Raw genomic sequence first — 20722 nt, 5'->3', positions numbered from 1 at the left:
GTGTGGCGATCAAGACAAGACCACCCCAAACACGTTCCCCCCGTAAAAACGGCGCCAAGGCCAAGAAGGCGTCAGCACCGAAGACTGGACGCCCGGTGACGTTCGCCTCGCAGTGGCGGCGTTTTTGGTCCTGGGTCGAAGGCACGTCCTCGGATACCAGCTACTACCTGATCATGGGCTCCGCACTGGCGTTGACCGGTATTGGACTCATGATGGTGCTCTCGGCCTCCAGCGTGGAACAAATTTCCTCCGGCGCGGGCCCGCTCTCGGTGTTCATGAAGCAGGGCCTTTTCGCCATCCTTGGCGTCGCCGCCATGTTCGTGGTGTCCCGGCTGCCCCTCACCTTGATCAAACGCGTGGCACCGGCGGCCATGATCGCGATCCTCATCGCCTTGGCAGCCGTGCAAGTAGTGGGCAAGAGCGTGGCCGGAAACAAGAACTGGATCGAAGTTCCGGGCGGGCTGTCGCTACAGCCCTCGGAGTTCGCCAAGCTCATCCTGGTGGTGTTTGCCGGTACCGTGTACGCCAAGCAAGCAAAGAAGCTGCACCGTAGCGCGGTGGCGATGGTGCCGGTCGGTGTCCTGGGCATCCTGACGATTCTTCTGGTGCTCTTGGGCAAGGACCTCGGCACCACCACCATTGTGGCCGCCGTGCTCTTGGCCAGCATGTTTTTTGCCGGTGTGCGGCTCAAGGTCATTGCGACCTTGATGATTGGCGGTGCTGTGATACTCGGTGCCTCGGCGCTCATGAGCGGCAACCGCACCAGCCGCATCGGTGCCTGGCTTGGCACCAATTGCGAATTCGATCAGTGCATGCAGTCCACCAACGCCCTGCAAGGTTTAGGCACCGGCGGACTGTGGGGAGTGGGCATCGGACAGAGCCGGCAAAAGTGGAACCGTATTCCCGAAGCGCACAACGACTTTATTTTCGCGATCATCGGGGAGGAACTCGGTCTGATCGGGGCGCTGGTGGTGGTGGCGCTCTTCGTGGTGCTGTTTTTTGCCGGTGTGCGCGTGCTGGTGCGCCAGCACGGTGTGTTTGAGCGCACCGTGGTCGGCGGCATTTTGGCCTGGCTGGTGTTCCAAGCGCTGGTCAACGTCGCCATGGTCATCGGTGTGCTCCCGGTCATTGGCGTGCCGCTGCCCTTTGTCTCTTATGGCGGCTCGGCGCTCTTGTCCTCGCTTCTCGCGGTCGGGGTGCTACTGGCCATCACCCGGCAAACCCGAGACCAGCAAAAGATTATCGGCGCACACGAGGGCGCGCGCCCGGCCACGGGCCGAACCCAGAAAGCAGGGAAGTCGAGCACGGCATGAGCACACCTCCACTGTCCATAGTTTTTGTCGGTGGCGGTACGGCTGGACATGTCTCTCCGCTCTTAGCCATGGCAGACGCCGCGCGCGCCATCTACCCCGACGCGCGCATCACCATGATCGGTACCGACCAGGGTCTAGAGGCGCGGTTGGTACCGCAAGCCGGCTACCCGTTACGCACCATTCGCAAAGCGACGATCCCGCGCCGCCCCACCCCGCAACTCGCGAAGGTCCCAGGGCAATTGTGGAAGGCGGTGGCCGAAGCGGAGGCCGTGTTGGCCGATGTGGACGCGGACGTCGTGGTCGGAGTGGGCGGCTACGTCAGCGGTCCGGGGTACCTGGCGGCACGCCGAGCCGGAATCCCGGTCATCATTCATGAAGCCAATTCACGGGCCGGGTTCACCAACCGCGTGGCCGCACGGTGGGCTGCCCGGGTAGCCACCACCTTCGCGGCCACACGCATCGCCCGCGGTAAACTGATCGGCATGCCGGTTCGCGCTGAGGTCATCGAAATTGACCGGCGCGCGGAGCGGCGCGCCGCCAGAGAGCGGCTCGGTCTGGCCCCCGACCTGCCGACCCTGGTGGTCACCGGCGGGTCCTCCGGGGCGCAGAGCATCAACCAGGCCATCGCGCAGGTTGCACCCGTTGCGGCCGCGGCCGGAATCCAGATTCTGCATATCACCGGGGCCGGCAAAGCGGTGCGGAACCAGTCGGGCGCGCTCCTTACGGCACCGGGCTATAGGCAAGTGGAATACGTGGATGGTATGGCAGACGCCTATGCCGCCGCCGATCTTCTCCTGGCTCGCAGCGGCGCCAATACGGTCGCCGAGGTCGCAACCGTCGGTGTGCCCTCGGTGTTTGTGCCGCTGCCCATCGGCAATGGCGAACAAGCGCTGAACGCGCAGGACGTGGTTGACTCCGGACTGGCCATCCTCATCCCCGATGCGGAATTGACGGCAAGCACCATTCGCTCCCGCATCCTCCCCTTGGTCACAGACGGCGCCGCCCTGACCCGGATGGAAAGCGCCGCCCTGACGCTGCCGCACCGCGGCGCTGCGGCGGCAATGGCCAAGATCATTGTGGACACAGCAAAGGAACACCATGACACCCACCACTGAGCCGGGCGCGCCGACGCTCGCGGACATCTTGGGGCATGTGCACCTGATCGGCATCGGCGGCGCCGGGATGTCCGCCATTGCGCGCATCTTGCTGGCCCGGGGCGTCACGGTGTCCGGTTCCGACGCGCAGGAGTCCGCAACCACCGGCGCGCTACGCGAGGCGGGGGCACGGATCTTCATTGGCCACGATGCCGCGAACGTCACCGGCGCCACCACGCTGGTGGTGTCCACCGCCATTCGAGAGAGCAATCCGGAGCTGGCCGCGGCCCGAGCTGCCGGCGCGCGCGTGCTGCACCGTTCCGAGGCGCTTGCGGCCACCATGACAGGCAAACGGCCAATCGCAATTGCCGGCACCCATGGCAAGACCACGACCACTGCCATGGTCACCGTTATGCTTCAGCATGCGGGCGCCGAGCCCTCGTTCGCGGTGGGCGGGAACGTCGCGAGCCTAGGCGTCAACGCGGAATACGGGCAGGGCGAGGACTTCGTTTTCGAGGCCGATGAGTCCGACGGTTCCTTCGTGAATTTCGACCCGGCCATCGAGGTCATCACCAACGCCGAGGCCGACCACCTGGACCACTATGGCAGCGCCGAGGCCGTCTTTGCGGCCTTCCACCGCTTCATCGACAAGTTGCAGCCCGGCGGCACGCTGATTGTATGCGCCGACGATCCCGGCGCCATGTCCCTGATCGCGACGCATCCCGAGGTTCGGGTCATCACTTATGGAACCGACCCCGGTGCCGACGTGCAGCTCATGGAGTATACGGCCCACGGAGCGGGGAGCGCTTCTCGCATCCGGGATCGCGCGTGGGGCGGGGATTACCGTCTCAACCTTCAGGTGCCCGGCGAGCACAATATGCGTAATGCCCTGGCCGCCTACTGCGTGGGGCGCAGCATCGGAGTTTCGGCAGGAAAAATTACGACGGCGTTGGGCACCTTTAGCGGCGCGGCTCGCCGATTTGAGCTCAAAGGGGAAGCAGGGGGAGTGCGGGTCTTTGACGATTATTCGCATCACCCCACCGAGGTGCGTGTGGCCCTGCAGGCCGCCCGCGCTGTTGCCGGTTCCGGCCGTGTGCTGGTGCTCTTCCAACCGCACTTGTATAGCCGGACGCGCGAGTTTGCCGCCGAGTTCGCCGACGCGCTGCAATTAGCCGACCGGGTCTGGGTGCTGCCCATTTACGGTGCCCGCGAAGACCCGGTTCCCGGGGTGAGCAATGCGCTCATCACCGAACGGTCTGCCGGGGACGCTCTCGTTGCCGCTGAACGCGAGGAGGCGATCGCGGCGGTGCTGCAAACCGCGCAAGACGGCGACATTATTTTGACGATGGGCGCCGGAGATGTGACCCAGCTTGGTCCGCTCGTGGTGGACGGTCTCCGTCACGCTACCGGGAACGCGGTCCGCGATGAGAGCCGGGGTGCCGAGTCATGAGTGAGCCCTCCGATTCCACGGTGCTGTCCTTTCCCGAGCACGCCAGCGCTCCAGGGCGGAAGAAGAAGCGATTGGTGATCGCCGGGGTAGCTACCACGGTTGTCGCGCTCATGGTCGGTGTCGTCGCGCTGGCGCAATTCTCTGGTTGGCTGGCCGTTAAGGACATTCGCGTGCAGGGCGCACAACTTGCCGCCGAACCCGTACTACAGGAAAAGCTGGCGGGGCTCAAAGGGACGCCGCTGACCCAGATCACCGAATCCGACGTATCCGGCCTGCTAGGGGAAGTCTCCTCGGTACAAAACATCCGCATCGCGGCCGAACCGCCGTCCACACTCGTGGTGGATGTGACCGAGCGCCGCCCGGTGGCAGTGCTGCAAGTGGACAATACGTTCACCTTGATTGACCGCAACGGGGTGCCGTTGAAGAATGTTGCGAGCCAAGAAGAGGCGAAATTGCCGCTGATCGACGGGGGTAAATCCGCGGCTCAGTCCGAGGTGTTTTCCACCATCACCTCCGTGCTTCAGTCCCTCCCCGATGAGCTTCTCAACCAATTGGCGAAAGCCAGTGCCAAGAGCAGTTCCTCGGTGGAACTGACGCTCAATAATGGCATCGTCATTCGGTGGGGGAGCTCGGAAGACAATGCGCTCAAGGCCGCCATCGTGGGAGTGCTGCTCAAGCAGCCAGCACAAGATCCACCGGTGACCCAGATCGATGTCTCGGTGCCGCAGTCACCGGTGACCCGTTAGCCGGCCACAGCGCATCGCATGGTTGAACCGCAAGTCGATACTTGGGCAAGGAATATGGCGACACGCGCACCAAGATCATTGCCGAGAACCGATGCGCACCATAGCGTCAATGATCAAGAGTTACTTGACATAACTCTAACGTTCTAGTTGAACTTTAGGGTTTGGATGTCGGCGAACCGCACGGTTCGTGGGAGAACGGGCTCTGTTGGGCCCCGGCTCAAGCGAACAATGAGAAACGAACAAGGGACACACCAGTGGCAACACCGCAAAACTACTTGGCAGTGATCAAGGTTGTCGGTATTGGCGGAGGCGGAGTCAATGCCGTCAATCGCATGATTGAAGTCGGGCTTAAGGGCGTAGAGTTCATCGCCGTCAATACCGATGCGCAGGCTCTGCTGATGAGCGATGCCGACGTCAAACTCGACGTTGGCCGCGAGCTCACCCGCGGCCTGGGCGCGGGCGCAGACCCCGAGGTTGGCTCCAAGGCCGCCGAGGATCACAAAGAAGAGATCGAAGAGGCTCTTCGCGGAGCAGACATGGTGTTTGTCACCGCGGGCGAAGGCGGCGGAACCGGCACCGGCGGCGCGCCGGTAGTAGCCCGCATTGCCCGCTCCCTGGGGGCCCTGACCATCGGCGTCGTCACCCGTCCGTTCACCTTCGAGGGCCGTCGTCGCTCCGCCCAAGCAGAATCCGGCATTGACCGCTTGCGCGAAGAAGTGGATACGCTCATCGTCATCCCGAACGATCGCCTCTTGCAGATCAGCGACCCGAACATCTCCATGCTGGAAGCGTTTCACTCCGCCGATCAGGTATTGCTCTCCGGTGTGCAGGGCATTACCGACCTCATCACAACGCCGGGCTTGATCAACCTCGACTTCGCCGACGTGAAGTCCGTGATGCAAGGTGCAGGTTCAGCGCTCATGGGTATCGGCAAGGCCAGTGGCGAGGACCGTGCGGTCAAGGCGGCAGAGCTTGCCATTGCGTCTCCGCTCCTGGAAGCGTCCATTGACGGCGCGCACGGCGTCCTGCTCTCCATCCAGGGCGGCTCCGACTTGGGTCTCTTTGAAATCAATGAAGCAGCCCGACTGGTCCAAGAGGTCGCCCACCCCGAAGCGAACATCATCTTCGGAGCTGTCATCGACGATGCCCTCGGCGACGAGGCTCGCGTCACGGTCATTGCCGCCGGTTTCGATCAAAACGACATGACCAGCGCCAAGGCGCCGCAGGCAAACACTGCCGCCGCGGCGAGTGCGGCGCCCGCACCGAGTACCGAAACCGCTGCTCCGGCCCCCAGCGCCGCGCCGGTCTCTGCTCCGGCAGCGGCCCCGGCAGCTGGTATGAGCGCCTGGTCGCAACCGTCCGAGCAGACCGGGCTGATTCCGCAGACTCCGGTTCCCTCGGCCGTGGACACGGAGGCGGATCGTCCGAAGAACGTCGACGAAGAGAACACCAGGACCCGCGAAGAGTTGGACGTCCCCGATTTCCTCAAGTAATTCTTCATGATCCTCATCAACGCCGTGGGCGGTGCCAAGGTAGCGTTTACCGGCACCGCCCACGGCAATCTTGCCTTACACACCGGCGATGACCCGCATGCCGTCCGTCGCCGTCGCGCATCGCTTGCCGCCGAACTCGGAACGGCCGACATCGCCTTTGTGTCCCAAGTGCATTCGGCACGAGTCGTCACGGCCGCTGAGGCGAACGAGGGCATCGAGGCGGATGCGATCCTCGCCGACAAGGACGGAACCGCGCTCGGAATTCTCACCGCCGATTGTCTGCCGGTCGCCTTCGTCCTTCCCGCATCGAACGGACAACCGGCGCGTACCGCTGTCGCCCACGCCGGACGGCGCGGGCTCCTTGACGGAGTGCTGGTCAACACCGTGGCGGAATTGCGCGCAACGCGCCCGGACACGGACGCCACCCAGGTTCACGCCTGGATCGGGCCTGCGATCTGCGCAGCTTGCTACGAAGTGCCCGAGGCCATGCAGCAAGAGTCCGAGAGGATACTCCCGTCCATCGCCGCGACGACCCGCTGGGGAACAACCAGCCTGGATCTACCCGGCGCGGCCGCGCGGCAGTTAGAACGCCTGGGCGTCGCGGTACATATGGACGCTCATGTGTGCACGCTGGAGGATGAACGCTATTACTCCTACCGCCGGAACAAGACCGGTGGGCGCATGGCTTCGGTGGTGTGGGTCCCGTGACGAACAGCAGCGACAACGGTGCGGCACCGCACCGGGTGGAGGAGCTACGCGCCAATCTGCTTCGGGTGCGCAAACACATCAAAGACGTCACACCGGCAGGGCAAGCTCAGCCAAAGCTGATAGTGGTCACGAAGTTCTTTCCGGCCTCCGACGTCCGAGCCCTCCACGGCCTCGGTGTCCAAGACATCGGTGAGAACAAGGAACAAGAGGCTCGAGTAAAACACGCCGAGGTGGTGGATTTGACGGCACTGCGCTGGCATTTCATCGGCCAGCTGCAACGCAATAAGGCGAAGTCCGTCGCCCGGTTCGCTCACAGCGTTCACTCGGTTGACCGCGTGTCCCTCGCCGAGGCCCTTGCCAAAGCCGTCCTGACCGAGAACGAGCAGCGCGAGGCCGGCGGGCAGCCGCGGCGCGAGCCGCTCCAGGCATACATCCAACTTGATTTGCGCGAGGGCGCCCAAGCCGATGAGCCCGGGCGCGGAGGCGCCAAACCTGAGGACATGTTGACCCTCGCTGATGCGATCGCCGGTCAGGAGGGACTCGATCTTGTCGGGTTGATGGCGGTCGCCCCGCTGGGCGAAGACCCGAACCGCGCTTTCGAACGGCTGCACCGCTATTCGGCCGAGCTGCAGCGCGAGCACCCGGGTGCGAGCTTCGTTTCAGCGGGGATGAGCCAAGACATGCAGGCCGCGATAGAAAATGGCGCGACACACCTAAGAATCGGCTCCGATATCCTCGGGAGCCGCCCGCCGGTGCGCTAGCGTCAGTACTAACGCAATACCCGCCAGCACACATGCTAAGGAGTCGACAATGGCCGGCGCTATCCACAAGACAATGGTCTATCTCGGCTTGGCCGACGGTGAAGACCAATACCGCGACGAAGACCACCGCGAAGCCCCCGAGGCCGAGACGGAAAAGCGGCAGAACACCACCGAGATCGCCGAACGCCGTGACGAGGACTACCGTGCCCCCGTGACTCCGATCAAGCGTGCCCCGTCAGCCAAGGAGCAGGCTATGGAACTGCGACAGATCAACACCATCCACCCGCGGTCCTACAATGACGCCAAGGCAATCGGGGAGAGCTTCCGCGACGGCATCCCGGTGATCATGAACGTGACCGATATGGGTGAAGCCGACGCGAAGCGCCTCGTCGATTTCTCCGCCGGGCTGGTATTCGGTCTGCATGGCAACATTGAACGCGTGACCAACAAGGTGTTTTTGCTCTCACCGGCCTACGTCGAGGTGCTCGGCGAGGACAGCAAAGAGGATGAGAAGAAAGCCGCATTCTTCAACCAGAGCTAAGCCCTATATCCTAGGTGGGTCGGCACGAGTGCCGGCCCACCTTTGTTTTACGCCCACGTCACACGGGGGACTGCCCCCAGGAAGGCGCATCGAAGAACGTGGAACTGATCTTGGGAATACTGATATTCCTGCTGGCAGTATTCCGGCTGGTACTCACCGTCCGGATCGTCTATGACCTGGTGCAAATGTTTGCCCGCGGGTGGAAACCCAAGGGCGTGTCGCTGGTGGCCGCGAGCTTTGTCTATGCCGTGACCGACCCTCCGCTGCGACTGTTGCGCCGGGTGATCCCACCGATCCGCATCGGCGGGGCCGCGCTGGATTTGGCATTTTTGATTTTGTTCTTCGGCGTCACCATATTGATCAACATTCTGGGCTCAATTGCGGCGTGACAAGCCAAAATTCTCGCGCAGACACTCCCACTAATTTCACCAACACGCAACCGAGATAGTTATACTCGAGGGTGACGTGGTTGTATGGTTTAGCTGTACGATTCTTCATTATTCACAGGTCTGGCAAAAGCTGGGCAATGCCGATGGAAGCAATATGAGGTGACCTAATGGCCTTAACGCCAGAAGACGTTGTCAATAAGCGTTTTCAGCCTACGAAGTTCCGCGAGGGCTACGATCAGGACGAAGTCGACGATTTTCTTGATGAGATCGTCGTCGAACTGCGCCGTCTTTACAAAGAGAATGACGACCTGCGCGCCCAACTAGCCGAAGCCAAGGCGCAGCTTGCCAAGGTGGAAGGCGGCGGCGCGAACGTTCCCGCCCCGGTTGCCGCTTCCGGCAAGTCGGACGCTCCTGCCGAAGCCAAGAAGGAAGAGGCGCCCAAGGCTGCCGCTACCGCTCCGGCGCCCGCAGTGTCGACCCCGGCGCCGGCTCCTGCCGCGAGCAGCGGTACGAACCCGTCCGCAGAGTCCGCGGCCAACGTCTTGGCCATGGCGCAGCAACTGCATGACGATTACGTCAACGCCGGTGTTCAGCAACGCGACAAGATCATTGCCGAAGCGCAGATTGAGGCCTCCAGCCTCGTCCGCGACGCCCAGGACAAGAGCCGCAAGACCCTTGGCGCCCTCGAGCAGCAAAAGGGCGAACTCGAGCGCAAGGTCGAGGAACTGCGCGGCTTCGAGCGCGACTACCGCAGCCGCCTCAAGGCCTACATCGAGGGTCAGTTGCGTGACCTGGATGAGCGCAAGTCCGTCGCCTCGGACACCTCGTCCTCGAGCTCTTAAGACCCGGCTCGTTTGACCAAGCACAGCTAGAATGGTGGGCTGAACCCGAAACGGTTCGGCCCACCATTTTTTACGCCCAAGGACCCGCATGAAAACACGCCACGCTTTTGGCTGGCTCGCCCTGTTCGCCGTGATCATCTATGCCGCAGACCAGCTCATGAAACTGTGGGTCGTGGCCAATATGACCGAGGGCGAATCCTTCGACGTCTGGCCGCCATTTCTCAAGTGGTACTTCATCCGCAACCCCGGCGCAGCGTTCTCCATCGGCGAGGACTACACCATCGTCTTCACGATCATCATGATCATCGCCTCGGCCGCGATCCTCTTCTTTATTCGCAAGGTCCGCTCGATCGGTTGGGCGATCGCGCTCGGGCTCATCTTGGGTGGTGCGCTCGGCAACCTCACCGACCGGCTCTTCCAACCCCCCGGCGGCGGTTGGGGTTACGTGGTGGATTACGTGTCGGTGCCCAATTTCGCGATCTTCAATTTCGCCGACGTCGGCGTGACGAGCGGCGTGTGCCTCGTCATCCTGTTGACGCTCCTCGGTATCGGCTATGACGGCAAACGCCAGCGCAAGAGCGAAGAAACCGAGACCCCCACCGAGGCGAGTTCGTGAGCGAAGAGCCGCGCACCGTACGGGTCGGGATGAACGACGGCGGTACTCGCCTGGATGCCTTTCTCGCCTCGGCCTTGGGGATTTCCCGGTCCCAGGCGGCCTCTTGGGCCTCTCGCGGGCTGGTCACCTCGGGCGCGGTAGCCTTGGGCAAATCGGAAAAGCTCACAGCGAACCAGGTGCTCCAGGTGCGTGAACCGGAGGACGAAGACCCTCTAGAAGTGAAGCCGGTGCGGCTTGAGGGCCTGGACATTCTCTTTGAAGACGATGACATTGTCGTCATCGCGAAACCCGTCGGCGTGGCCGCGCACCCCTCGCCGGGTTGGGTGGGACCGACGGTGGTCGGGGCCCTCGCCGGGGCCGGAGTTCGGATCTCGACCTCGGGCGCACCGGAACGCCAAGGCATTGTGCACCGGCTGGATGTGGGCACCTCCGGAGTGATGGTGGTGGCGAAATCGGAGCGGGCGTACACCGAAATGAAACGGCAGTTCAAAGAGCGCGAGGTGGACAAGAAATACCGCGCACTGGTGCAAGGGTTGCCGGATCCGCTCCAGGGCACCATTGATGCGCCGATCGGACGCCACCCCGGCCACGACTGGAAGTTCGCGGTGTTGCAGGACGGCCGCCATGCGGTGACACACTATGAGGTGCTGGAGGCGTTTGGGCGCGCGAGCCTCGTTGACGTCAAGCTGGAGACCGGGCGCACCCACCAAATTCGGGTGCACTTTTCCGCGCTCGGTCATCCGCTCGCCGGGGACCTCACCTATGGCGCCAACCCGCGGCTCGCCGCCGAACTCGGCCTGACCCGCCAATGGCTGCACGCCTACGAATTGGGCTTCGCCCACCCGGGGGGCGGCGAACAGGTGCGCTTTAGTGCACCGTACCCCGAGGATCTGCGTTACGCGCTCGAGGCGCTGGAAGGCGATCACTAAACCCGATGTATACCTTTGAGCTCAATCACCCCAAGCATGGGCGAGCGATGCTGCTTGGGGTGAGCATCGCCGTCGTACTTATTTTGGCGGCGGTGACGGTGTACATGATGGCTTTCGCCGCAACGGATCCGGACTCGTGGCTGCACGTGGCGGTGCCGTTGCTGGGCGCGGCGGCGCTCGGGGTGGGGTTCGTGGTGCTGACCAAGGCGAGCGCGAGTGCGAACACCGCGTTTCGGGTGGCCATCGGCGAGGACGGGCTGTGGTTGGGCGAGCAGTTTTTTGGCTATGAGGATCTCGCCGTCGTGGAGTTGACGAGCCCCGAGGCCGTGGACGTCACGCGCTACCGGCTCGTGCTGCAAAATCGGTTGGGCCGCATTGAGCGATTCGATTTGGGGCGCACACGGGGCGGGGAGGCGAGCGAGAAGCTGGGCGACTACCGGCAGTTTGCGCTCATGCTGCGCAACACGCTGGCCAAGCAGCCCGCGAAGATCGAGTTTTTCGAGGTGGATGCGCCCGAGGCGCGCCCGGGTGATTAAGCCGACGGTGTTTTGACGTCTCGATGGGGGAGCGCGGTCTTAGACTGGTGGGGTGGCTTCCAGTTCTGATTCCTTCGTTCATCTTCACAACCACACCGAATACTCCATGCTGGACGGTGCGGCGCGACTGACGGAGCTGTTTGAACGTACCGAGCAGTTGGGGATGAACGCCCTCGCCACGACCGACCACGGCTTCATTTTCGGCGCGTTCGACTTTTGGTCCAAGGCGCGCTCGGCCGGGATCAAGCCGATCGTGGGCGTGGAAGCGTATTTGACGCCGGGGACCGCGCGCTCGGATAAGACCCGTGTGAAGTGGGGGGACGGCGGACGCAATGACGTGTCCGGCGCCGGTGCCTACACGCACATGACCATGTGGGCCGAGAACACCGCCGGGATGCACAATTTGTTTCGGATGTCCTCGCTCGCCTCGATCGAGGGATTCTTGTACAAGCCGCGCATGGACCGCGAGCTGCTGCAAACCTACGGCAAGGGCATTATTGCGACCACCGGGTGTGCCTCCGGGGAAGTGCAAACCAAACTGCGGTTGGGGCAATACGATGCGGCGCGCCAAGCCGCCAGCGAGTTTCAGGACATTTTCGGCCGGGACAATTTTTACTGCGAGCTGATGGATCACGGGCTCGATATTGAGCGCGGCGTGCAGGAAGATTTGGTGAAGCTGGCGCGCGAGTTGAACATGCCGATGGTGGTCACCAATGACCTGCACTACACGCACCCCGAGGACGCCGAGGCGCACGCGGCGCTCCTGTGCGTGCAATCCGGGTCCAATTTGAATGACCCGAAACGTTTCAAGTTCGACGCCGACGAGTTCTACCTGAAGTCCCCTGCCGAGATGCGCGCGCTCTTCTCCGACTTCCCGGAGGCCTGCGATAACACCCTGCTCATCGCCGAGCGGTGTGATGTGGAGTTCAATACCTCGGCCAGCTACATGCCGCGCTTCCCCGTGCCCGAGGGCGAAGACGAGCAGTCCTGGTTCGTCAAGGAAGTGGAAAAGGGGCTGCACTATCGCTTCCCGGGCGGCATCCCGGACGAGGTGCGCAAACAGGCGGAATTCGAGGTCGGGGTGATCACCCAGATGGGCTTCCCCGGTTACTTCTTGGTGGTTGCCGACTTCATCAACTGGGCCAAAGAGAACGGAATCCGGGTAGGCCCCGGGCGCGGCTCCGGCGCCGGATCGATGGTTGCCTACGCCATGCGCATCACCGACCTCGACCCTCTGCAGCACGGGCTCATCTTCGAGCGTTTCTTGAACCCCGAGCGCGTCTCCATGCCCGACTTCGACGTCGACTTTGACGATCGGCGCCGCGGCGAAGTGATTAAGTATGTGACCGAGAAGTATGGCGATGAGCGCGTCGCGATGATCGTCACCTACGGCACCATTAAGTCCAAGCAGGCACTCAAGGACGCCTCGCGCGTGATGGGCTACCCGTTCTCCATGGGGGAGCGGTTGACCAAGGCGATGCCCCCGGAAGAGCAAGGCAAAGGGGTCAGTCTCCAGGACATCTTTAACAAGGAAGCCAAGCGCTACTCCGAAGCCAACGAGATGCGCGAGCTTTTAGGCAGCGACCCGGAAGCCGAAAAAGTTTTTGAAACGGCGAAAGGTCTCGAAGGACTCAAGCGACAGTGGGGCGTGCACGCTGCCGGTGTGATCATGTCCTCTGACCCGCTCATCGACATTATTCCGCTCATGAAGCGCGAACAAGACGGCCAGATCATCACTCAGTTTGATTACCCCACCTGTGAAGGTTTGGGACTGATCAAGATGGACTTTTTGGGGCTGCGGAACCTCACCATCATTTCCGACGCCGTCGAGAACGTGAAGCTCAACAAAGACGTTGACCTGGACTTGGAGCACCTGCCGACCGATGACAGGGCTTCCTACGAACTCTTGTCGCGCGGCGACACGCTTGGCGTGTTTCAGTTTGACTCTGGCGGTTACCAACAACTTTGTAAGCTCCTGCAACCCGATGAGTTCTCCGACATCACCGCGCTAGGTGCGCTGTTCCGTCCCGGACCCATGGGAACGAATACCCACACGAATTACGCGTTGCGCAAGAAGGGGCAGCAACCGGTCACGCACATTCACCCCGACCTGTCCGAGGAACTCGATGAATTACTCGGGGAAACCTATGGGCTCTTGGTGTATCAAGAGCAGGTCATGGCAATTGCGCAGAAGCTCGCTGGGTATTCCTTGGGTCAAGCGGACATTTTGCGACGCGCCATGGGCAAGAAAAAGAAAGAAGAGCTGGACAAACAGCAGGAGTTCTTCTTTGCGGGCATGAAAGAACGCGGCCATTCTGAGGCTGCGGCCCAAGCGCTGTGGGACACGTTCCTTCCGTTCTCCAGTTACGGGTTCAATAAATCCCACGCCGCCGCGTATGGATTGGTGAGCTACTGGACCGCCTATCTCAAGGCGCATTTCCCGGCCGAGTACATGGCTGCGCTACTCACGTCTGTGGGGGACAACAAAGACCGTAGCGCTGTGTACCTCAACGAGTGCCGGCGGCTCGGGATCACGGTGCTGCCGCCGGATGTGAACGATTCCAACCTGAACTTCACCCCGGTCGGCGAGGATATCCGCTTCGGCATGGCCGCGATCCGCAACGTCGGCACTAACGTGGTGAACGCGATTGTGGAAACGCGTGAAGAAAAGGGAGCGTTCACCTCCTTTGATGACTTCTTGCGCAAGGTCCCGGCCACGGTGTGCAATAAGCGCACGGTGGAGTCCCTCATCAAGTCCGGTGCCTTCGACTCACTCGGCCAGGCGCGCCGACCGCTCGCGATGATCCATGAAGAGGCCGTCGACTCGGTGATCGGGCTCAAACGCAACGAGGCTGCCAACCAGTTTGACTTGTTTTCGGGTGTGGGCCTGAGCGAGGCGCCCGGATTCGCCGTCACGGTCCCGGACCTTCCCGAATGGGACAAAAAAACGAAACTCGCCTATGAGCGGGACATGCTCGGCCTGTACGTCTCCGACCACCCGCTCTCCGGCCTAGAAACCGCGCTGAGCGAATTCGCGACGAACTCCATCACCGACGTGATCTCGCCCGAGGGTCCGCAAGACGGCGCGATCGTCACCATTGCCGGCATGATCACCGGTCTGCAGCGCCGTATCGCGAAAAATAGCGGAAACCCGTATGCGCGCCTGGAAATCGAGGACATGGGCGCCTCGATGGAGGTCATGTTCTTCGGCGCCGCCTACGGTCCGATCGCCGACGTGCTCGCCGATGACCTCATAGTCTCGGTGCGCGGGCGGGTGCAGCGCCGCGACGACGGCTCCATCACACTGAGCGCCCAAGAACTCACGGTGCCGGAACTGACCGAAAGCAAAAACCAGCCGGTCACCATTCGGCTGTCCGAACACCGGGCCACCGAGGAACTTCTGGAGCGCATCGAAGAGATCCTGCGCAATCACAAGGGCAATGTCGAAGTGCGGATGAAGGTCACCGGTCAGCGTAAAGAGTGGACCATGTCCCTCCCACCGCAATTCCGGGTCAACGCCGGCCCGGAGCTGCACGGCGACCTCAAAGTCTTGTTGGGACCCGAAAGTGTCGAACGCTAGCTCGCCCCGCGTAAAATAGCCGGGTGAGTCAACCGAACCCGTACCCCGACCTTGCCACACTGGACCTTCGCGGCCAGAACCTTGATCACGACCAGTTGATTCATGCCATGCCGCGTGCCGCCCAGAACGCGGGCACGGTCACCGAAGCGGTCGAGTCGATTATCGCCGAGGTGCGCGGGCGCGGCTTTGCGGCGCTGGCTGAGTATGCGGAGAAGTTCGACGGCGTTGCCCAACAATCCTTGCGGGTTCCGCAAGAGGCGCTCACCAGGGCGCTCGCGGAACTGCCCGCTGAGACCAGGGCCGCCCTGGAGGAGTCGATCCGGCGGTTGCGGGCGTTTTCCGAAGCGCAGGCACCCGCGGACACATCGATGGAGGTCGCACCAGGGGCAGTGCTCGAACAGAGGTGGGTACCGGTGCGCCGCGTGGGACTGTATGTGCCGGGCGGACTCGCGGTGTACCCGTCGTCCGTCATGATGAATGTGGTTCCGGCTCAAGCGGCCGGTGTGGGCTCCATCGCGCTCGCCTCGCCGCCGCAGCGGGAGTTCGGCGGGCTGCCGCACCCGCTCATCTTGGCAACGGCCGCACTGCTCGGCATCGACGAGGTGTACGCGATGGGCGGCGCGCAGGCCATCGCCGCATTTGCCTACGGTGTCCAGGACAACGATCCGTCACGCTCGGTAGCCAAGGTCGACGTCATCACCGGGCCCGGCAATGTTTTTGTGGCGACGGCGAAGCGACTGGTCCAGGGCGCGGTTGGGATCGACGCCGAGGCCGGTGCCACCGAGATCGCCATTCTGGCCGATGACGCGGCAAACCCCGCGTACGTTGCCGCCGACCTGATATCGCAGGCCGAGCACGACCCCAATGCCGGCGCGGTCCTCATCACCCCCTCGACTCCGCTTGCCGAGGCCGTTCGGGCGGAACTTGCCAGGCAGATCCCGGCTCAGAAAAACCAGGAGCGCATTACCCAGGCACTCTCCGGGACCCAGTCTGCGGTCATTATGGTGGATTCGATCGAGCAGGGCATCGACGTGGCGAACGCCTATGGTGCCGAGCACCTGGAAATCCAGACGGAGGATGCTGAGGGCGTCGCTAGCCGGATCACCAGCGCCGGTGCGGTCTTCATTGGTAACTATGCGCCGGTGAGTTTGGGCGATTACGCGGCCGGATCGAACCACGTGCTTCCAACCTCGGGAACCGCGGCCTTTGCCTCGGGCCTGAACACCACGACATTCCTCAAGGCCATCCAAACCATCCAGTATTCCCAGGATGCGCTCCTTGAGGTGATGGGCGCCGTCGAACATCTCGCGGAGGCCGAGTATTTGCCGGCGCACGCGCGTGCGGTGGCCATTCGGTTTGATCAGAACGGCAACTAATTCTCGCCGCGCAGTTTCTGCCAGGTTTTCTCGGCCGGGCAAGCAGTTCGGTGGCCCGCTCCCGCATCCACTCACACCTGCGGGTTACCTTCTTTTGCTATCCCGCCTCGCGCGCGTGCGCGTCGCCGAGGGTGAAGTAGGTGTTGCGAGTGGGGCGCTGGTCGAGATCGATCCAGGGCGGCGGGATCACCCACGGTAGATTGTCGATGACGCGGAGCACCCAAACGCCTTTGTGGATGACGTGGTGATGGTAGGGGCAGAGCAGTGCCCCGTTGTTCACGTTGGTTTTGCCGCCGTGCGCTTTCCAATGTTTGACGTGGTGTGATTCGCAGATGCCGAGCGGCGCGGTGCAGCCGGGGAAAATACAGCCTTGGTCGCGTGCCGCGAGTGCCATGCGCTGTGAACGGGTGAAGAGGCGTTTGGCGCGGCCTATGTCGAGCGGTTCGGATGCGCCATTCAAAACAATCGGCATAATGTCGGCTTCACAGGCCATTTCTCGCAGGAGCGAAGCGGACACGGCACCCGAATGCTGGAAGAGACCGGGGCTATCTTGCGCGGCCCTAGCGAAGAGGCTCTCGTAGTCGATTGTCGCGAGAATCGTGGAGCGCTGGCCCTGGGCACTGAATTCCAGTTCCGCGGTGTCTAGGAGCCCGATGAACGCTTGCAGGACTTTTTGCGGATAGGTGGGCTCAATGCCCATCGACGAGCGAGCGGCGTCCGAGGTGCCGGGCGTCGCATACGGGTTGTGCTCGCCCCGATTGTCCCTCGTGTTTGCCGAGCGTGGCGGGGGAGCGATCGCTGCTTCGGTCTTGGTGCGGTATATCTCGAACTGCTTTTGCGTCATGCGCAAGAGGACCGAATGGAGGTTCTGCTCGAATCCGAGGTAGAAGGCACCCTGTTTCTGGGCGAGAAACCGTTCGGTGGGTTCGCTGCCGTCGGGGTCGGCCAGAATTTCGAGTTTTTTGGCCAGCTTTCGCAAGAGGTCCGGGCCAAATTGGGTGGCATTCTCGCAGAGGTGGCGCTCGGATTCACGGGCCCATTCTTGTGGCGTGTAGGCGTTCTGGGGTGAATCCGGAGTGGCGTCTTGAGTCTGCTCAAAAGGAGATGGCGCTGGTAGTGCGTCGATGCTTTTCACGGTGCGGGCGATGAGGCTGGCCGATTCGAGGTTGACCTCGCCGCTCAAGATTGCTTTGGCCAACAGCGGTTGCGGTATCGCCGATCCTTCGGTGGACATGCCGGGTTTGGTGAAGATGCAGCGAGCCACCTTCATGCGCATGTTGGCTTCTTTACGAGGGATGCGAAGTGTGTCCACCATGAACTCGGCCTGATTGCGGTACTGCGGGTTCTTGGGCTCGGAGTCCCAGCCGAAGCTATTTCCCAGGGGATTGGCGGCGACGCGCTCCCGTTCGGCCGCGCCAGCGAGCACAATTTGCAGCGACTGGGTTGCCCGGGAGAGCGCCTCAGCTTCCATCATCAACGAGGTCAATTCGCGGCGCGACATTCCGGCGCTCTGGGTGGTGAGGCGCTTGCTCAACTCAAGCAGGCGTTGCCGCGCTTCGAGGAGCTCAAATTCGGCCCCGAGTGCCGAACGCTCAAGCTTTTCCGGGGCTGTTGGCTCAAAAAACTCATTGTCAGAGCCGGGTTCTACCGTGGGGATATGGACAGATTGCGAGTCAGCGCGCGGCACGCGAGCACCGGGGGAGTCTTGCTCCCGGGGTGTGTGCTGGTGCAGATCGTCGTCCATGTGTTAACTATACCGTAAAAATGTACTAATGCAAACTTTTTGAAAAGTTAAACATAAGACATTAGTACTATTTTGCATGCCTTCAGGCGGTGCGGTTTCACGCCTCTGACGAAATACTCTCGGGAACTCGATTCGCGCCCCTCAAACCACAACATGTAGTAATGACAGGCTTGTAGTTTCCCCACATGTAGTTCTAATATGGGAGTTGAGTGTTCCGTCACAGAAAGGGATTGGCATGTATTGTCCGTTTTGCCGGAATCCCGATTCCCGGGTTGTCGATTCGCGCCTGGTCGATGATGGAAGTGCCATTCGTCGGCGTAGGCTGTGCCCCGAGTGTGACCGCCGATTCAGCACCATAGAAACTACGAGCCTGACCGTCAATAAGCGCTCCGGTGTGAGTGAGCCGTTTAGCCGCTCCAAAATCATTAATGGGGTGCGTAAGGCGTGCCAGGGTCGCCCGGTTTCCGAGGATGACCTCGCGATTCTCGCCCAGGACGTCGAAGAATCGATCCGCGCGAGCGGTATTGCCGAAATCGATGCGCACGCCGTGGGCCTGGAAATCTTGAAGCCGCTCCAGCGCCTCGACCAAATTGCGTACTTGCGTTTTGCGAGTGTTTACCAGGACTTCGAGTCGCTCGAAGACTTCGAGAATGCGATTGAAACGCTGCGCGCCGAGGCCGGTCGCCGCTCCACGATGCCATCGGGCATCCAGTTGCCGCTCGACGTCCGCTAGCTAGCGGCACACAAAGACTCCGGTGGTGGTTGCGGAGGGGAAGCCGAAACCACCACCGGCACCAACGTCAAATCTATGTAGCGCGACACGCCGACGAAACTGGAGTTTCCTCGGCGTGTCGCGCTACATAGACGAGAAGGCTATTCGGTGAGGCCTTCCGAAATCGCGACCTCCAGCGCCGCGCCCACAATGCCGGCGTTGTTGCGCAACTCGGCCGGGATGATCTTGGTCTTGAGCTCGAGCTTCGGCAGGAAGTCCTCGCTGCGCTTGGAGATACCGCCGCCGACAATGAACAGGTCCGGGGAGAACAAGAACTCGACCGTGGAAAAATAGCGCTGTAGCCGGACCGCGTACTCATCCCAGGTCAGCTCTTCTCGCTCGCGCGCGACGGCGGAAGCTTTGGATTCGGCGTCAAACCCGTCGATTTCCAGGTGACCCAACTCGAAATTCGGAACCAACTGCGAATTGAAGATCATCGCGGAGCCGATCCCGGTGCCCAAGGTGATCACCATGACAGAGCCGGGAATACCCTTGCCCGCGCCATAGCGAGCTTCCGCGAGCCCGGCGGCATCGGCGTCGTTAATCACATGGACGCTGCGTCCCAAGCGGTCGGTGATGAGCTTGTCAATGTCCACCTCGAGCCAGGACTTATCGATATTGGCCGCCGAGTGCGCCACGCCGTGCTTGACGATGCCCGGGAAGGTCATGCCGACCGGTGTGGTGTCAGTGGTTCCGGCGTCCCGGGAAACCAGCTCGGCGACAATCTTCTCCACGGTCTCGGCCACGGCCTCCGGGGTCGCGGGCTTCGGCGTGTCGATGCGGAAACGTTCGCCGACCATTTTGCCCTTGCGCAAATCGACAATACCGCCCTTAATGCCGGTGCCGCCGAAGTCGATTCCGATCACTAGCGGCAGGCCCTTCTTGGGGTCTTTCGCGTGCTTTTTTGCCATCAGGGGGTCCTCACGTGAGTGCTAGCGGTAGGTTTTTAGGGAAGGGTCAGAATTTCGGCGCCGTTCGCGGTCACCAGTAGCGTGTGCTCGAACTGCGCGGTGCGTTTGCGGTCCCGGGTGAGCGCGGTCCAGCCGTCCTCCCACATGTCCCACTCGATCGATCCCAGCGTCAGCATCGGTTCAATAGTAAACACCATGCCTTCCTCGATTTCGCGCGAGTAGGCGGGCGCCGCGTCATAGTGCGGAATAATCAGCCCGGTGTGGAAGGCCTCGCCGACTCCGTGCCCGGTGAAATCACGGACCACGCCATAGCCGAAGCGTTTCGCGTAGGACTCGATCGCGCGGCCAATCACGTTGAATTGCCGTCCCGGCGCGACCACCTTGATCCCGCGATTGAGCGACTCCTTGGTCCGCTCCACCAGGAGCCGGGACTCCTCGTCGACATCGCCCACAAGGAACGTGTAGTTGGTGTCGCCGTGCACGCCATCAATGTATGCGGTGATGTCGATGTTGATAATGTCGCCGTCTTGCAACACGGTGCTATCGGGGATGCCGTGGCAAATGACCTCGTTGATCGAGGAGCACAGCGACTTCGGGAACCCGCGGTAACCCAGCGTCGAAGGATAAGCCTCGTGATCGATCAGGAAGTTGTGGCCGATCACGTCGAGCTCATTGGTGGTCACGCCCGGTGCAATCGCGCGGCCCACCTCTTGGATCGCCTGTGCGGCGATTTTGCTTGCCACCCGGATTTTTTCGATGGTTTCCGCACTCTTGACTTCAGAGCCGGTGAATTTCGACGGCGCGTCCTTGCCGACATACTCCGGCCTTGCGATATTCGCGGGTACAGAAAGCGGTGGCGCTATCGCGCCGGGCACGAGCGTGCCCAAGGGTGCATGTTGGGTCGGGATCGGCATAGTATCG

The 20722-nt window shown here is 62.1% G+C and carries 19 protein-coding genes; 16 read left to right on the top strand and 3 right to left on the bottom strand.

Going from position 1 to position 20722, the window contains the following annotated elements; genetic code table 11:
* Positions 1-2 precede the first annotated feature (2 nt).
* From ftsW to hisD, 15 genes are all read left to right on the top strand, one after another.
* Positions 3-1313, top strand: coding sequence for a putative lipid II flippase FtsW (gene ftsW, locus O148_RS14200; RefSeq protein ID WP_169737491.1), 1311 nt, complete (start codon positions 3-5; stop codon positions 1311-1313).
* Positions 1310-2428, top strand: coding sequence for an undecaprenyldiphospho-muramoylpentapeptide beta-N-acetylglucosaminyltransferase (gene murG / locus O148_RS0101955; protein ID WP_026529587.1), 1119 nt, complete (start codon positions 1310-1312; stop codon positions 2426-2428). Before ftsW ends, murG begins: the two co-directional genes overlap by 4 nt.
* Entirely contained in the window at positions 2412-3857 is a 1446-nt protein-coding gene (gene murC / locus O148_RS14195) for a UDP-N-acetylmuramate--L-alanine ligase (protein ID WP_051619707.1), read from the top strand. Before murG ends, murC begins: the two co-directional genes overlap by 17 nt.
* On the top strand, positions 3854-4603 hold the full coding sequence (locus O148_RS14190; RefSeq protein ID WP_051619706.1) for a cell division protein FtsQ/DivIB: 750 nt from the start codon (positions 3854-3856) through the stop codon (positions 4601-4603). The genes murC and O148_RS14190 overlap by 4 nt, the downstream gene beginning before the upstream one ends.
* Positions 4604-4857: 254 nt before the next feature.
* Positions 4858-6096, top strand: a complete 1239-nt coding sequence (gene ftsZ / locus O148_RS0101940) for a cell division protein FtsZ (protein ID WP_026529586.1) — start codon at positions 4858-4860, stop codon at positions 6094-6096.
* A gap of 6 nt (positions 6097-6102) precedes the next feature.
* Positions 6103-6804, top strand: a complete 702-nt coding sequence (locus tag O148_RS0101935; protein WP_026529585.1) for a purine nucleoside phosphorylase YfiH/LACC1 family protein — start codon at positions 6103-6105, stop codon at positions 6802-6804.
* Positions 6801-7565, top strand: a complete 765-nt coding sequence (locus tag O148_RS0101930; protein WP_026529584.1) for a YggS family pyridoxal phosphate-dependent enzyme — start codon at positions 6801-6803, stop codon at positions 7563-7565. The genes O148_RS0101935 and O148_RS0101930 overlap by 4 nt, the downstream gene beginning before the upstream one ends.
* 49 nt (positions 7566-7614) lie before the next feature.
* Complete coding sequence (locus O148_RS0101925; RefSeq protein WP_026529583.1) at positions 7615-8106, top strand: cell division protein SepF; 492 nt, start codon at positions 7615-7617, stop codon at positions 8104-8106.
* Positions 8107-8204: 98 nt separating this feature from the next.
* Positions 8205-8495, top strand: coding sequence for a YggT family protein (locus O148_RS0101920; RefSeq protein ID WP_026529582.1), 291 nt, complete (start codon positions 8205-8207; stop codon positions 8493-8495).
* Positions 8496-8662: 167 nt separating this feature from the next.
* A complete protein-coding gene (locus tag O148_RS0101915; RefSeq protein WP_026529581.1) occupies positions 8663-9337 on the top strand; it encodes a DivIVA domain-containing protein in 675 nt (224 codons plus the stop codon).
* Positions 9338-9425: 88 nt separating this feature from the next.
* Positions 9426-9953: a signal peptidase II gene (gene lspA, locus O148_RS14185; protein ID WP_051619705.1), complete on the top strand. Its 528-nt coding sequence runs from the start codon at positions 9426-9428 to the stop codon at positions 9951-9953.
* 29 nt (positions 9954-9982) lie between these two features.
* Positions 9983-10882 carry an RluA family pseudouridine synthase gene (locus O148_RS0101905; protein ID WP_026529580.1) on the top strand — a complete coding sequence of 300 codons (900 nt, stop codon included), beginning with the start codon at positions 9983-9985 and terminating at the stop codon, positions 10880-10882.
* 5 nt (positions 10883-10887) lie between these two features.
* A complete protein-coding gene (locus O148_RS0101900; protein ID WP_026529579.1) occupies positions 10888-11418 on the top strand; it encodes a hypothetical protein in 531 nt (176 codons plus the stop codon).
* 106 nt (positions 11419-11524) lie between these two features.
* Positions 11525-14998 carry a DNA polymerase III subunit alpha gene (dnaE, locus tag O148_RS0101895; RefSeq protein ID WP_240470773.1) on the top strand — a complete coding sequence of 1158 codons (3474 nt, stop codon included), beginning with the start codon at positions 11525-11527 and terminating at the stop codon, positions 14996-14998.
* A gap of 23 nt (positions 14999-15021) precedes the next feature.
* A complete protein-coding gene (hisD, locus tag O148_RS0101890; RefSeq protein ID WP_026529577.1) occupies positions 15022-16374 on the top strand; it encodes a histidinol dehydrogenase in 1353 nt (450 codons plus the stop codon).
* 97 nt (positions 16375-16471) lie between these two features.
* Here hisD and O148_RS0101885 read toward each other — a convergent pair whose 3' ends face one another.
* Positions 16472-18118, bottom strand: coding sequence for an HNH endonuclease signature motif containing protein (locus tag O148_RS0101885; protein ID WP_026529576.1), 1647 nt, complete (start codon positions 18116-18118; stop codon positions 16472-16474).
* A 235-nt stretch (positions 18119-18353) separates the two neighbouring features.
* Here O148_RS0101885 and nrdR point away from each other — a divergent pair, with 235 nt between their 5' ends.
* Positions 18354-18851 carry a transcriptional regulator NrdR gene (gene nrdR, locus O148_RS0101880; RefSeq protein WP_026529575.1) on the top strand — a complete coding sequence of 166 codons (498 nt, stop codon included), beginning with the start codon at positions 18354-18356 and terminating at the stop codon, positions 18849-18851.
* A gap of 140 nt (positions 18852-18991) precedes the next feature.
* Here nrdR and ppgK read toward each other — a convergent pair whose 3' ends face one another.
* Complete coding sequence (gene ppgK, locus O148_RS0101875) at positions 18992-19801, bottom strand: polyphosphate--glucose phosphotransferase (protein ID WP_026529574.1); 810 nt, start codon at positions 19799-19801, stop codon at positions 18992-18994.
* A gap of 35 nt (positions 19802-19836) precedes the next feature.
* A complete protein-coding gene (map, locus tag O148_RS0101870) occupies positions 19837-20715 on the bottom strand; it encodes a type I methionyl aminopeptidase (RefSeq protein ID WP_026529573.1) in 879 nt (292 codons plus the stop codon).
* Positions 20716-20722 lie beyond the last annotated feature (7 nt).

Origin of the sequence: Haematomicrobium sanguinis DSM 21259 (assembly GCF_000688395.1) — a bacterium.
Lineage (GTDB): Bacteria > Actinomycetota > Actinomycetes > Actinomycetales > Micrococcaceae > Haematomicrobium > Haematomicrobium sanguinis.
The sequence above is the reverse complement of the archived record's forward strand: the minus strand, read 5'-3'. Positions and strand labels throughout refer to the sequence as shown.

What these genes read in the sequence shown, in the direction of transcription:
- O148_RS0101885 (WP_026529576.1), bottom strand. Translation starts at nt 18,118, where the DNA reads ATGGACGACGATCTGCACCAGCACACACCCCGGGAGCAAGACTCCCCC.
- dnaE (WP_240470773.1), top strand. Translation starts at nt 11,525, where the DNA reads ATGCTGGACGGTGCGGCGCGACTGACGGAGCTGTTTGAACGTACCGAG.
- murC (WP_051619707.1), top strand. Translation starts at nt 2,412, where the DNA reads ATGACACCCACCACTGAGCCGGGCGCGCCGACGCTCGCGGACATCTTG.
- O148_RS0101925 (WP_026529583.1), top strand. Translation starts at nt 7,615, where the DNA reads ATGGCCGGCGCTATCCACAAGACAATGGTCTATCTCGGCTTGGCCGAC.
- O148_RS14190 (WP_051619706.1), top strand. Translation starts at nt 3,854, where the DNA reads ATGAGTGAGCCCTCCGATTCCACGGTGCTGTCCTTTCCCGAGCACGCC.
- O148_RS0101935 (WP_026529585.1), top strand. Translation starts at nt 6,103, where the DNA reads ATGATCCTCATCAACGCCGTGGGCGGTGCCAAGGTAGCGTTTACCGGC.
- map (WP_026529573.1), bottom strand. Translation starts at nt 20,715, where the DNA reads ATGCCGATCCCGACCCAACATGCACCCTTGGGCACGCTCGTGCCCGGC.
- O148_RS0101905 (WP_026529580.1), top strand. Translation starts at nt 9,983, where the DNA reads ATGAACGACGGCGGTACTCGCCTGGATGCCTTTCTCGCCTCGGCCTTG.
- nrdR (WP_026529575.1), top strand. Translation starts at nt 18,354, where the DNA reads ATGTATTGTCCGTTTTGCCGGAATCCCGATTCCCGGGTTGTCGATTCG.
- O148_RS0101900 (WP_026529579.1), top strand. Translation starts at nt 10,888, where the DNA reads ATGTATACCTTTGAGCTCAATCACCCCAAGCATGGGCGAGCGATGCTG.
- lspA (WP_051619705.1), top strand. Translation starts at nt 9,426, where the DNA reads ATGAAAACACGCCACGCTTTTGGCTGGCTCGCCCTGTTCGCCGTGATC.
- ppgK (WP_026529574.1), bottom strand. Translation starts at nt 19,801, where the DNA reads ATGGCAAAAAAGCACGCGAAAGACCCCAAGAAGGGCCTGCCGCTAGTG.
- O148_RS0101915 (WP_026529581.1), top strand. Translation starts at nt 8,663, where the DNA reads ATGGCCTTAACGCCAGAAGACGTTGTCAATAAGCGTTTTCAGCCTACG.
- murG (WP_026529587.1), top strand. Translation starts at nt 1,310, where the DNA reads ATGAGCACACCTCCACTGTCCATAGTTTTTGTCGGTGGCGGTACGGCT.